At 71.1% G+C, this 12,405-nt stretch carries 11 protein-coding genes; 4 read left to right on the top strand and 7 right to left on the bottom strand.

Features of this window, described 5'->3' with window-relative positions:
- Nucleotides 1-49 precede the first annotated feature (49 nt).
- The 3 genes from ACWCSV_RS04455 to ACWCSV_RS04445 all read right to left on the bottom strand — a co-directional run bounded on the left by ACWCSV_RS04455 (nt 50) and on the right by ACWCSV_RS04445 (nt 3,775).
- Complete coding sequence (locus ACWCSV_RS04455) at nt 50-1,021, bottom strand: sugar phosphate isomerase/epimerase family protein (RefSeq protein WP_451138396.1); 972 nt, start codon at nt 1,019-1,021, stop codon at nt 50-52.
- 267 nt (nt 1,022-1,288) lie between these two features.
- On the bottom strand, nt 1,289-2,242 hold the full coding sequence (locus tag ACWCSV_RS04450) for a hypothetical protein (RefSeq protein ID WP_451138394.1): 954 nt from the start codon (nt 2,240-2,242) through the stop codon (nt 1,289-1,291).
- A 786-nt stretch (nt 2,243-3,028) separates the two neighbouring features.
- On the bottom strand, nt 3,029-3,775 hold the full coding sequence (locus ACWCSV_RS04445) for a hypothetical protein (protein ID WP_451138392.1): 747 nt from the start codon (nt 3,773-3,775) through the stop codon (nt 3,029-3,031).
- Between the two features lie 227 nt (nt 3,776-4,002).
- Between ACWCSV_RS04445 and ACWCSV_RS04440 the strand changes: the two genes are divergently transcribed.
- Both ACWCSV_RS04440 and ACWCSV_RS04435 read left to right on the top strand, forming a co-directional pair.
- On the top strand, nt 4,003-5,883 hold the full coding sequence (locus ACWCSV_RS04440) for a TerD family protein (protein ID WP_451138390.1): 1,881 nt from the start codon (nt 4,003-4,005) through the stop codon (nt 5,881-5,883).
- A gap of 320 nt (nt 5,884-6,203) precedes the next feature.
- Nucleotides 6,204-6,488 (top strand): hypothetical protein, encoded by a 285-nt coding sequence (locus tag ACWCSV_RS04435; protein WP_451138388.1) that lies wholly within the window; start codon nt 6,204-6,206, stop codon nt 6,486-6,488.
- Nucleotides 6,489-6,656: 168 nt separating this feature from the next.
- Here the strand turns inward: ACWCSV_RS04435 and ACWCSV_RS04430 are convergent, their stop codons facing one another.
- Complete coding sequence (locus tag ACWCSV_RS04430) at nt 6,657-6,869, bottom strand: hypothetical protein (RefSeq protein ID WP_451138386.1); 213 nt, start codon at nt 6,867-6,869, stop codon at nt 6,657-6,659.
- Nucleotides 6,870-7,156: 287 nt separating this feature from the next.
- Between ACWCSV_RS04430 and ACWCSV_RS04425 the strand changes: the two genes are divergently transcribed.
- On the top strand, nt 7,157-7,774 hold the full coding sequence (locus tag ACWCSV_RS04425; protein WP_451138384.1) for a hypothetical protein: 618 nt from the start codon (nt 7,157-7,159) through the stop codon (nt 7,772-7,774).
- A gap of 52 nt (nt 7,775-7,826) precedes the next feature.
- Here the strand turns inward: ACWCSV_RS04425 and ACWCSV_RS04420 are convergent, their stop codons facing one another.
- The 3 genes from ACWCSV_RS04420 to ACWCSV_RS04410 all read right to left on the bottom strand — a co-directional run bounded on the left by ACWCSV_RS04420 (nt 7,827) and on the right by ACWCSV_RS04410 (nt 11,688).
- Entirely contained in the window at nt 7,827-8,723 is an 897-nt protein-coding gene (locus ACWCSV_RS04420) for a geranyl diphosphate 2-C-methyltransferase (RefSeq protein ID WP_451138382.1), read from the bottom strand.
- A gap of 15 nt (nt 8,724-8,738) precedes the next feature.
- Nucleotides 8,739-10,142, bottom strand: coding sequence for a family 2 encapsulin nanocompartment cargo protein terpene cyclase (locus ACWCSV_RS04415; RefSeq protein ID WP_451138380.1), 1,404 nt, complete (start codon nt 10,140-10,142; stop codon nt 8,739-8,741).
- A gap of 133 nt (nt 10,143-10,275) precedes the next feature.
- Nucleotides 10,276-11,688: a family 2B encapsulin nanocompartment shell protein gene (locus ACWCSV_RS04410; protein ID WP_451138378.1), complete on the bottom strand. Its 1,413-nt coding sequence runs from the start codon at nt 11,686-11,688 to the stop codon at nt 10,276-10,278.
- A 303-nt stretch (nt 11,689-11,991) separates the two neighbouring features.
- Between ACWCSV_RS04410 and ACWCSV_RS04405 the strand changes: the two genes are divergently transcribed.
- Entirely contained in the window at nt 11,992-12,201 is a 210-nt protein-coding gene (locus ACWCSV_RS04405) for a hypothetical protein (protein WP_451138376.1), read from the top strand.
- The last annotated feature ends 204 nt before the right edge of the window (nt 12,202-12,405 follow it).

Below are 12,405 nucleotides of genomic sequence, written 5' to 3'. Positions count from 1 at the left end.
GGGCAAGGAGGCGCCCCGCGCGCGGAGCGCCTCCTTCGTGTGGCGCCTGTCAGCCGAGGAGCGTCCTGAGCGCCGAGAAGCTGCGCTCCGCCGCACCGAACGAACCCGGCGTCGCGGGAACGGTGTTGGGGGCGGTGTCCTGCTCCCAGATACCGAGGTGCGTGGTGCGCGCCCCGATGGCGCGGACGAACTTCTGGTACGGGAGGTCACCGGCGCCGAACTCGACGATGTCGTAGCCGTTGGCGCTCGACGCGTTCGCGTCGCCGTCCTTCATGTGGAACAGCGGGTAGCGGTAGGGCTGGTCGCGCACGTAGGCGGCGGGGTCGAAGCCGGGCCAGCGGTACTGGCCGACGTACGCCCAGTAGATGTCCAGCTCCAGATAGACGTGGCGCGGGTCGGTGTTCTTCAGGAACACGTCGTACAGCCGGACCGACGGCTGGTCGGTGGCGAACGCGAACTCGCCCGAGTGGTTGTGCTGGTACAGCTTCAGGCCCCGCGCGGTCGCCGCGGCACCCCAGACGTTGAACTCGTCGGCGGCCGCGCGGTAGGCCGCGACGGTGTTGGTGTTCGAGGGCGCGTTGGCGGTGCCCACGTGCGGCATGCCGAGGATCTCCGCGGCGTCCAGCTCCGCCTGGAGGCTGGAGCGCAGGTTGCCGATGCCGACATGGCTGCCGACGGCGCGCAGTCCGTGGTCGTCGAGGATGGTCCGGATCTCCGGGAGGGTGATCTGTCTGCCCAGGATGGAGGTGGACTGGGTGTACCCGGCGAACTCGATCTCCTTGTAGCCGATCCGGGCCAGCTCGGCGAGGACGACGGCGAAGCCGAGTGAGTTCACCTTGTCGCGGACGCTGTAGAGCTGGACCCCGATGCGGTCCTTGGGGATGGGCAGCGTGCTCGCCGCGGCGGCGGCGGAGGCGGTGGTGGCGGCCCCGGTGACGGAGGCGGCGGCGAGGGCCACGGTGGTGCCGACGGTGGCGCGCAGGAAGTCCCTGCGGTCGAAGGACTTGTGAAGATGACTCACGGTCACTCCTGTGGAAGAGGAGAGGAGAAGACGGATCGGGGTGCACGGCCGGGCAGCAGGGTGGCGGCGCGCACCACGACGGCTGGTCCGCGGACTCCGGAACCGGCGGGACGCGCTCCGGAGGGGACCGCCGTACACGGCGGGAGCCGCCGCGTGAGGGGGAATTCGGCGGCGGGGACGGGTCCGCCGTCATGGCGGGGCGTCGGTGGGCGAGCCGTCGGCGGTGTTCCTCGGCGTCAGAGGGAGGATCTGCCCGCTTCGTGGGCGTCAGAGGGAGGACTTGCCCGCTTCGTGGGCGTCCGCCCGCGCGGCCGCGGCACGGGCGGCGGCCTTCTCGGAGAGAGAGGCGGCCCGGTCGTCGGGTGCGGCCTCCCTGGCCGAGCGGGAGAAGGACGGGGCCGCGGCTGCGGTCTCTCCGGTGACAGTGCCGCGGACGCGCGCCAGCCCGCCCACGGCGAGGACCGGGCTGTTGCCCGTCGCGGTGAGGCTGCCGCGCACGATCGCGTTGTCGAGGACCGTGGTCGCGGTGTTGTCGGTGACCGCCAGGTCGCCGCCGAAGTACGAGGCTCCGGCGCACGATCCGAGGAGCCCCTCACCCCCGAGCTGAAGGGAGTCGGCGTTGCCCGTGTACTTCGCGGCGCCGTACACCTCGCTCGCGCAGAACACGCCACCGAGGGTGTTCCCGTCCACGGTGAGCGCGCCCTTGACGGTGGAGTCGTACACATCGGTGTACTGGTTGCCGTCACCGGACAGCGCGGCGGACAGGGTGCTGCCGGACACGTACAGCTCGCCGGCGCTGGTGGAGACGTTTCCGCCGAGGGCGGAGTCCACCGCGTACACGAATCCCCCAGTGGCGGTCACCGCTTTGACGTTGGCGTTCTCCAGGTGCGTGCCGAAGGCGGAGCTGGTGGTCAGCGCACCCTTGACAGTGGTGTTCGTGAGGTCGAGATACGCGTTCTCCCCCACGGTGACCGTGCTGTTGAAGGTGGCGCCTGCGGCCACGAGGTCGGCCCCGGCCTCGACCGTCACGGTCCCCCTGACCTTCGTGCCGGTGAGGGTGCAGGACTTTCCGGCCGGAACGACCAGGTCGTTGGTGACGGTCACGGCCCCGCCGTCACCGACACACGTGGTGTAGAGCGCCGCCTGGGCGGAGCCGGCGAAAGCCACCAGGCTCCCGGATGCCACCAGAGAGGCCGTGGCGATGAACGTACGAATCTTCATGTCGCTTCCCTTCCGCTGCGTTCACGGCAGAGTCGGTGACCCGGCCGGTGTGCCGTGCTTCGACGGTGTGCTGAAACGGTGCGTGAACGACTGCCGGGGCAGTGGTCGCGCGGCGCGGTGCCTCGTGCGGGCGGTGGCCCGGCCATGGGGAGAGAGACGTGGAACGGCTCATGAGTGGGATGACCGGCTTCGCGGAGACGCCGACTGGCTGCGGCGTTACAGGGACGAAACCTGTTCGATGGGCCGAGAGACTAGGACGCGGCGCGGAAGACTGTCCAGAGGTTCGGTACGAATCTGCTGAACTTTCTGCAGATTCACCAAAAGCTGGGATGGGTCGGAGAAAAGGCCGTCACCGCATCACGGGGCTCGCGGGCACCAGGGGCACCGGGAGCCGACGGTGAGAGGGAGTGGCCTTGTTCGCGGTCGCGAAGGCGGTGGGATGCGGCCCGAAAGGGGTGGCCCGTTCGACGCGGCGGGAGCCGCGCGGCCGGCCCTCCCCGCGCGCCCCGACGCCGGCTCCGACCGGGTGGCTGACCTTGAGAAGGGTGCCGACATGGAGCCTTCGCCCCGGCTCGTCAGGGCTGGACGCGGTGCGACACCCCACGGTGGGATGGCCGTGCCCGCCCGTCCCGCGGATCGGTACGCGCGACGCGGCGAAGTTGGCCGGTCGCAACAGCGAAGATCACCGGGCTCGGCCCCCGGCACGGCGGTCACGCGACCAGCCTGGCCCCGCGTCCTGAGTGGCGGCACGAGCGGCTCGACGGACAGGAGCGGTCCGGGCAGCGCTCACAACGGGCGTCGGCCGGTGAGGTCCTGCCACTGCGTGCGGGCGTCGTCGAGCGCCGCCCGTGCGCGCGGGAGCCTGGGATCGGCGCTGTGGCGGGCCCGCGTCTCCGTCAGCCGCTCCCGCGCCGCCTCCACCGGAGCGGTCGCCTCCTGGGCCTCGCGCAGCGCGGCTTCGAGCGCGGCGATGTCGCCCTCGCGAGCCTCCCGTGAACGGTGCGCCGCCACGGCGGCGTTGTGGAGCTGCACGCTGAACTTGCGCACCGTGTCCTCCGGGAACTCCTCGCCCTCGTAGCTCTGCATGCGCTCCTGCCCGTCCGGGTGGGTGAGGTAGACGTAGGACACGTGCTCGGCGCGCGCGAGCTCGAACCGGACATGCAGGCCGGCCAGCGGCAACTCGTCCTCGGAGACGACGACAGCGTGCTCGTACAGCGTGATCGCACCCAGCTGATGGATCCGGTCGCCCCGGTCCGGCGCGCGCCGCCGTTCCAGTTCGGCCTCGGCCTGACGCACCTGGCGCCGATGGGCGGACTCCGCACGCTTCACCTTGCCCCACGCCCGCCACGTCTCACGACGAGCGGCGTTCCGCAACTTCCGTACGGCGCCGCGGGCGTCGTCCAGAGCCCGCCGGTCCTTCCGGTACGCCTCGTGAAACGCGTGCACCCACCGGCCCGGGTACCGAACGAGCCGCCAAGCCGTCCAGCCCACGACCAGAGCCACCGGCGCGACCACCCACCACAGGACGCTCACGTGTTCCCCCCTTCGACGCAACACGGCCGTGCCGTCAACGGAACCAATAGCGGGGAGCGCTGAGGCCCGTCAACTCCCCTCCGTGCCGGGGTGGTCGGGCGGCAGCGGATCCGGGTGGGAGGCGCCGCATCGGGAACGGCGGTGCGTACGTGCGAAAATCCCCTCAGTTCGATGGATCACCGCGGCGAGGGCGTACCGCCTGCCGCACCCGGGGGAGGGAGCCTCGCATGGCCCTGCTGTCGTCGGGCCCGAAGTGGCCCACAGCGCCCGACTACGTCCACGAGTGGGCGCTGGTGGACGTGGAGACGTCCGGGCTGAGGCCCGGCCGGGACCGCGTTCTGTCCCTGGCGATCCTCACCCTGGACGCACAGGGCCGGCCGACGGGGGAGTTCTTCACCCTTCTCGACCCGGGCTGCGACCCCGGCCCGGTGCACATCCACGGCCTCACCCGCGCCCGTCTCGCGGGTGCTCCCACCTTCGACGACGTCGCACCGAAGGTGAGCGACTTCCTCGACGGCCGTGTCATGGTCGCCCACAACGCGCAGTTCGACTACAACTTCCTGTTTCACGAGTTCGCCCGTTCCGGTTCCGCGCTCCCCGTCAGCAGACGCCTGTGCACACTGGCCCTCAACCGTCTGGTCGGGCCCCCGACGGCCGACCTCAAGCTGGGCACGCTCGCCGCGCACTACGGGGTGCGTCAGGAACGGGCGCACGACGCCCAGGACGACGTACGGGTACTCTCCGGAATCCTGCGCGGCTCGCTGGACGCCGCCGAACGACTGGGTCTCTCCCTGCCGCTCCTGAACTGCCCGCCCCGCCAGGATTTCGGGCCTCGTGCTCCCAAGGTCTCCTGCGCCTACCGGAATCCGGGCCGTCTGGAGCGCGGAATGCCGCTGGTCCAGGGCATGAAGGTCGCCATCAGCGGAGACACTCGGGTCCCCCGGGAGGAACTCGTGTCCCGATCGGTGGCAGCCGGACTGAACATGATGGCCTCGGTCAGCGGTCAGACCAGTGTTCTCGTCACCAATGACACGGGTGCCGCGTCGGAGAAGCTCCGCCGTGCCACGGACGAGGGCGTCCTCCTCGTGGACGAGCCGACGTATCAGCGGCTGCTGGAGGACGTGCGGCCCGGCCGGGCCAAGGGCGCCGCCCGACAGCCCCGCTCACTCAAGGAGTCCGAGAGCACGGGGACGGCACCGCCGACGCTCGTACCGGCCCTTCCCGCATCGAGCGTTCCGGCACCGCGCGTCCCCGTGTCGACGGGACCCCCGGCACCCTCTGCCTCCCCCACGGCCACGGGGAACCGCCCCCTGGCCGGCCGCAGAGTCCTGGTGCTGGGCGGCACTCATGCGGAAGCCGCCGACATCCGCGTCCGCGCTGTCGCTCGCGGGGCCTCCGCAGCGGTGAACCTCTCGGCCAGTGTGACCGACGTCGTGGCTCTTCCCGGGGGTGAGGCCGACAAGCGACGGAGCCGTGTCGCCCTCCTCGGCCTGCCCGTTCACGACGCCGACTGGCTCCTCGCCGCCGAGTCCGTCCCGTCGGCCGCGCCGCCGCGGAGCGATGGCCAGAACGCGCGGGACGGTGCGGAGGTCCTGGTCCGAGGTGCTGTCATCGACGTACCGGACACCGGCGCCGCCTGGACGGTGACAGCGACCTGGGGGCAGCACACCGCGTGTGACGTCGACGTCGTCGCCTTCGCGCTCGACGCACACGAAAAGGCGATGGGGGACGAGGACTTCGTTTTCCACGGTGCACCCGAGCACCCGGACGGGACGGTGAGACTGGCCACGGACGGCCCGACGGGACAGGCCGTCTCGGTCGAACTGGAGCGTCTGCCGCTGGAGGTCCACCGAGTCGTCGTGGCCGCCGCGATCGACGGCACCGCGACGTTCTCCGAGGTCGGGGCCATCGAGATCACCGCTACCCGCGCGGTCGGCGCAGCCCCGGCCGCCCGGGCCACTCTCGACGCCGCCACCACCGAACGCACCATGATTCTGGTTGAGTTGTACCGACGGGGCGAGGGCTGGCGACTACGGGCCGTCGGGCAGGGGTACGACCACGGCCTGGCCGATCTGGCCCGGGGTTATGGCGTCGACGTCGCGGGGTGACCCGGGCGGGACGGCTTGCGGAGCCGAGTCTGTGAGGACGTGTGCGCTGCCCGTCAGTACTCGTGCCGTGGATCGTCATGTGCCCTGGTCGGACACGCAGGTGGCCTCATCGGCTGAGCGCGCCGGACCGGATCACACGGGTCACGGACCCCGATCCGGTGCGAACCGTCGTCACTCGGCCAGGGCCTCGGCGAACCCGTGCGATGCCCGGGTGGTGAGCGCGGGGGCCCAGAAGGTGAGGGGCGCCGGACGTCCACGGACTCGAGTGCCGGCAAAGGCTGCCCTGCCAGGAATTGCGGGCGGCCTGTAGCTTTGCGCCCGTGATCGTATATCCGCTGTGGCATGTCGGCCACCAGAACGAAGCCGGTGTTGACGGCTCGACCGTGCATGTCGACGGAGGCGGCGTGTTCTGCGACGAGTCGGACGGCGACGACCTGAAGCTGCTCGGCATCTACTCGTCCCTTGAACGGGTCGAGGAGCGCGTGCGTCGGGCTCGACTGCTACCGGGCTTCCGTGATGAACCGGAGTGCTTCTCCTTCGACCCCTGCGAGCTCGACAAGGACGATTGGGCCGAGGGCTTCGTGCGGGTTCCGCCGGGCGAGTAGGTCCTCGGGGAGAGCCGTGTTGCGCCGCGACGCGAAAGGAATCCGAAGGGAAGAGGAGCGCTGCCCGGTCGGGAACGACCGGGAATGCGAAAGGGTGCGGCGAATCGCTTCGAAGGCGCCGGTACGAAGTCCCGGGTCCGGTCGTTTCGCCTGGACCCGGCCCCCGGTTCAGCCCCTGCGGCCGCGCCGGACGCGGACGGCCGCGCCGAGCAGAATGACGCCACCGAGGATGAGAACCGTGCTGGCCAGGCCCTGATTCTCCGGAAACGCGTTCACGATGAAGAAACTCTCCTCCGGGTCCGTGCCGTTCATCCTCTGGACGATCGGGGCGATCCCCTGGAGAAGCATGAGCGCACCGCCGATATCAAGGATCCACAGCATCGATTCCGTTCCTCTTCCCCGTGCGGCAGCCGCTGAACTAGTGTTCTCGCGTGCAGCGTAACGGCGTTCCGGGGTTCCCGGGGCGCCTTCTTCGCGACAGTGGCCGGACATGGACACCCTCAAGACGCGCCGCATATTCGAGGGGGAAAGAGCATGGGCCTGGTCGAAGGGGAGCCGGTGCAGGTCACCGGGGTCTTCCCACGGAGCCGGACGATGACCGTTCGCGCGTTCTTCCCCTCCCGGCGGAGCACCACGGTGCTGCCGCTCCCGACGGCCGGAGCACCCGCATGAGCGCTGCCGCCCGTTCCGTCCCCTACGAGACCCTGGCCGGCGACGGGGTGGTGATCGGCGCGATCGTCGTCTGCGAGATCGCCTTCTGGGCCTTCCTGGTGCTGGGCCTCCTCGCCCGGTACGCCCTGCGGGCCCGCCGGCTCGGCGCGGTGCTGCTGCTGTGCGTACCGCTCACCGACCTCGCGCTCGTCGCCTTCTCCGTCGCGGACCTGCGCGCCGGCGGTACCGCCGGCGCCACGCATGGGCTGGCCGCCGTCTACCTCGGGGTCTCGGCCGGCTTCGGCCCCGAGATCGTGCGCCGTGCGGACGCCTGGTCGGCCCACCGGGTCACCGGTGCCCCGGCCCCCGCCAGGCCGCCGGCGTCCGGGCCCGAACGGGTCCAGTACGAATGGCGGTTGTGGCTGCGCTGCGTCTCGGCGTGCACGGTGGCCGCCGCGCTCACTCTGCTGATGTCGGTCGTCGCGGCCCCCGGCGCCCGGGCATCGGGACTGTGGAACCTGGTCGCGCAGTTCGCCCTCGTGACCGTCGTCTGGCTGGGCGTGGGCCCGCTGCGGCACCGGTACCGGGCGAACCGCGACAGCGGCCGGGCGCAACGCGCCGATCGGCACCGGTGAGGGAGGGCCCGTTCCTCGGAACGGGCCCTCCCGGTCGCGCGGTTGAAGGCGGTCAGACGCGGTCCGCGGCGATCAGCAGATACTGGAACGAACCGTCCTTGTACGAGTTGATGAACGCGTCCTCGATACCCGTGACCAGCGAGGAGGTGGCCCGCAGCTCCCAGTAGGGCAGCGTGTCGGGGGTGAGATCGACGACGGCCGTGGGCACGAGGCGGTTGTCGGCCATGGCGCGCAGGTACTCCCGGCGCGAGTGGATGTTGCACTCGAAGTGCGCGTTGATCTGCGAGACCCACTTCGAGGGCTGGCCGTACCGCGGGTTCCAGCAGCCGGTGATGGTCACGTAACGACCGCCGACCCTGAGGACGCGTGAGTGCTCGGCGAAGAGGTCCCCGAGGTCGACGTACATGCTCGACTCGTTGTTCCACGAGCCGGCGGCGGACCCGGTTTCGAAGGGGGTGGCGAGCATGTTGCAGACACGGGCGCGGACATGGTCCTGGATACCGAGTTCACCGGCCCGGCCGTTGGCGAACTCCGCCTGTTTCGCCGAGAGCGTGACGCCCTCGACCGTACAGCCGAAACGCTGGTGTGCCATCACCATCGAGCCGCCCCGCCCACAGCCCGCGTCCACCAGGGTGTCGTCCCGTCCGATGTCGCCGAGGTGCCCCAGGAGGTACTCGGCCTGCGCCGACTCCAGGCGGTGGAGTTCGGTGACGAGCTTCTTCTCGCTCTCGCTGTCCTCGGGGGTGCCGAGGGCCGCGTGGTCCACGTCGCCGATGCCGTAGTGGTGGTGGTACAGGCCGTCGACATCGCCGAGGCGCAGGTTCACGGGCCTGGCTTCCCCGTCCCAGTAGCGGGCGATGTCCCCCTGGTAGGGCGTCGCCGGACCGGCCGTCGCCGGCCGGGGGATGCGCACGGAGGCGGGGGCGGCGGTGAGTTCGGTGTGGGTCACAGATGAATCCGTTCTTTACCAGAAATCGGGCAGGCGGTAGCGGAAGGTGTTGGACCGGTGCCAGTAGTGGTTGCCGTCGACCCACGCGGCCACGCCGCGCAGGAAGCGCTGCACTTGGGGAGCGGGACACGCCTCGACCAGGGCCGCGGCTTCCGCCTCGAAGTCGTGCATGAGGTCGTTGTGGACCTCGACCGCCTTCAGATAGGCGTCCCGCTCGGAGAGGCCCTCGCGTTCGGCGATCACCACCGGCAGGTTCAAGTGCTGTCCGGGGGAGTCGAGTTCCTTCAGGTAGGAGTACAGGTCGTTCACGATGGTCGTCGCGTTCCCGGCGAGCGCGATGACCTTCTGCATGTCGGCCCGGGCGTGCAGGTCCGCCGGCAGTTCGTAGCCGCCGACGGTGTCGGTGATCGTCGGGCAGGGGCGGAAGTTGTTGAACTGGCGCATCGCCAGGTACTCCCACACCTCCGGTACGCGGCCCTCCTGCGACCAGGCCGCTTCGGCGAGGTACCCCAGGTGCAGCCGGGCCATGTCGTGCCGGAGCCGGTCCGCCTGGGAGGCGCCGGCCGCCCGTACGAAGTACTCCATGGCGGAGCGGTACGCGCGCCGGGGCGCGTCCGCATCGAGCGACTCGGCCCACCGCGGCTGGTACTCCGCCGTGGTGTACAGGGGATCGAGGGCGGTGTGCGCCAGCAGGAGGCGTTCACCGAGGCCGATCGGCGAGCCCCCGTGGTCCTCGCAGTAGCAGTCGTCCACGGCGTTCTCGGCCACCATCAGACGGGTGGCGAGCATCAGATGGTCGACGGTGGGCGCGTCCGGATGGCAGGCGACCATGTAGCGGCCCACGGAGAAGCCGTCGAACTCCTCCTCCCAGTCGTCGGGGAACAGGCTGACCTCGTCGACCGCCCAGTCCTTGATCCGTCGGCTGACCTCCTCCACCCGTACCGGATCGGGCTCGGGCACGGGGTGGTAGTAGAGCCCCGGTACGGGCGTGCCCTCCGCGGTGTCCACGGGCGCCTCCGCCAACGTTTCTGCAGATGAGGGCAGAGGAGAATGCGGGGACGCCGGCCAGGACGAGGAGAGTGGCGGAGGCGTTGGCGGTGCTTTCCGCAGGACCAGGCGGAGGCCGGCCGTGCCCAGACCGCTGGGGCCGCGCAGGAGGCGCTCCAGCCCCGCGTCCGGTGCGGGCGCTCCGGCCGCCAGGGTGCCGGGGGCGGCAGCCGGGGCAGGTGCGGGAACCACAGCCGGGGCGGGTACGGGGACCGCAGGCGGTTCGGGTACGGGAACCGCGTCGGACCGGCCGCCGGTGGCGGCCGTGATGTCGTGGGCGCGGGCCGCGGCGGCGGCGAGTACGTGCGCCCCGAAACGGGCGGCGGCCTCTGGCAGGCTCGACCGTGGTGGTGGCAGCTCGGGCGCTGGCATCCATGGCTCCTTGGTGGGATGGGCGGGCTCTCCGGAAGCCCTCCGGGGCACGCGGAGAGCCCTGGAGGGTCACAGGGCGTGCCGTGCCGGGCCGCCCCCTGTTCTTCGGGCAGGGCCCGCCACGGGACAGCCCCTACCTGGGCCAGTGGGCGATCTGCACGTTCTCCAGCACGCCGACCGCGTCCGGCACGAGGATCGCGGCGGAGTAGTACGTACTGACGAGGTAGGAGGTGATCGCCTTCTCGTCGAGACCCATGAAGCGGACCGACAGACCCGGTTCGTACTCGTCCGGCAGGCCGGTCTGGTGCAGGCCGATGACGCCCTGGTTCGCCTCGCCGGTACGCATGCAGAGGATCGAGCTGGTCTTCTCCGGGGTGACCGGGATCTTGTTGCAGGGCAGGATCGGGACTCCGCGCCAAGCCGGCACCTGCTGGCCGCCGAGATCGACGTGGTCCGGATAGATCCCCCGCGCGTTGAACCCGCGCCCGATCGCCGCGATCGTCCGGGGATGCGCGAGGAAGAACTTGGAACCGCGGCGCCGGCAGAGCAGCTCGTCCAGGTCGTCCGGGGTCGGCGGGCCTGCGTGCGGCTGGAGGCGCTGCTTGAAGTCGGCGTTGTGGAGCAGGCCGAACTCCCGGTTGTTGACCAGCTCGTGCTCCTGTCGCTCCCTCAGTGCCTCGATGGTGAGCCGGAGTTGCTCCTTGGTCTGGTTCATCGGGCCGTTGTAGAGGTCGGCCACCCTCGTGTGGACCCGCAGAATGGTCTGGGCGACCGAGAGTTCGTACTCGCGCGGTTTCAACTCGTAGTCCACGAAGGCGCCGGGCAGCTCCTGCTCGCCGACGTGACCGGCGGACATCGCGATCTCCGCCTCGCCACGATGGTTCTGCTGCCTGCCCGAGAGCGACGAGAACGCCTCGACGTGGGCGCGGAGGCCCGGCGCCCCCGAGGCCACGGTCGCGAAGTCGGCGCGCGACAGGGTGAGCAGCGTGCCCGAGGTCTCGGCGGTGGCCGTCTGCTCCCACCGGGCGTCCTCGTCCAGCAGGGCGTCCTCGCCGAACCGGTCGCCGTCGGCGAGGACGTCCAGATCCACCTCGTCGCCGTAACTGCCCACGGACGTCTGGCTGACGCGGCCGTGGGCGATCAGATGGATCCGGTCCGCCGGCGCCCCGCGCTCGACCAGCGTCTCGCCGGCGCGGAAGTCGCGCTGCACGCAGCGGTCGGCGAGGGCGGTCAGCACTTCCACGTCGTCGAAGCCGCGCAGCAGGGCGAGTTCACCGAGTTCCCGGGGAATCACCCGGACGACGGCGCCGTCCTGGACGAACTCGATGGTCCCGTCGCCGACGGTGTAGGACAGACGGCGGTTCACCCGGTACGCCCCGCCCTGGGTCTCCACCCAGGGGAGCATGCGCAGCAGCCAGCGGGAGGTGATCTCCTGCATCTGCGGGGCGGACTTGGTCGTGTGGGCGAGGTTGCGGGCGGCCGCCGTGCCCAGGCTGGACTGCCGGGGCAGCTCCAGTTGCTCGTCCGGGCTCGAGTCAACAGTCATCGTGCACGCTCTCCGTGGTCAGGGCGGTGACGCGGGCATACGGACGTCACCGGGCAACAGGAGGGAAAAGGGGTAGGTGAACGGAAACCCGTCCAGACGCCGAGGACACTAACGGCCGCTCCCTCTTCCGGACCAAGGGAAGGCGCCGACATTAACTCGATACGATGATCGCGGGCCGCAGGATGTTTGCGCGGGCGCAGAGCCGTTTCGTCCGCGAGGGGCCGTGGCGCGACCGCCCTCGTCGGGCAGGCCGGGCGCCACCTGACGGTGACCGCCGCCGCATCCGGTCGCCGGGAGGAGGACGTGGCCGGGCTCTACCTGCCCGGCGCCCGACTCGTCGACGGCGACGGCGTGCACGAAGGCCCGGACGCCATCGCCGCAGCGCTCGGCGACGGCGACGCGCGGCCTCCTGGCGGGAACGCCTCCGCGCAGCACGACGCCCCCGCTGCCGATGGCGCGACGACCGGGGAGCCGAGAGCGTGGACTTCCCGCTCCGCGACGGTACGGGCCTGATCCGTGAGCACCACCGCTTCGCCCGGGCGCGGTTGGAAGGATGAGCGTCGCCGCGCCGGGCGGCGAGCGGCGGCCCCTCGCCCGCCCGCGTGGAGCGGGTCGGACCGGCGAGGTGAACAGGCGCACCACCGGGCGGGGCGCCCCGCCTGAACCTTCGCCGCCTCCCCGCCCGCACATCGGCACCCGTTCTCTCCCCGGGGGTGC

The sequence above is a fragment of the Streptomyces sp. NPDC001770 genome, from assembly GCF_053596135.1.
This window is presented reverse-complemented; position numbering and strand designations above follow the sequence as displayed.

Coding starts and splice junctions, on each gene's coding strand:
- ACWCSV_RS04450 (WP_451138394.1), bottom strand. CDS start 2,242: ATGAAGATTCGTACGTTCATCGCCACGGCCTCTCTGGTGGCATCCGGG.
- ACWCSV_RS04415 (WP_451138380.1), bottom strand. CDS start 10,142: ATGCCAGCGCCCGAGCTGCCACCACCACGGTCGAGCCTGCCAGAGGCC.
- ACWCSV_RS04410 (WP_451138378.1), bottom strand. CDS start 11,688: ATGACTGTTGACTCGAGCCCGGACGAGCAACTGGAGCTGCCCCGGCAG.
- ACWCSV_RS04440 (WP_451138390.1), top strand. CDS start 4,003: ATGGCCCTGCTGTCGTCGGGCCCGAAGTGGCCCACAGCGCCCGACTAC.
- ACWCSV_RS04430 (WP_451138386.1), bottom strand. CDS start 6,869: ATGCTGTGGATCCTTGATATCGGCGGTGCGCTCATGCTTCTCCAGGGG.
- ACWCSV_RS04425 (WP_451138384.1), top strand. CDS start 7,157: ATGAGCGCTGCCGCCCGTTCCGTCCCCTACGAGACCCTGGCCGGCGAC.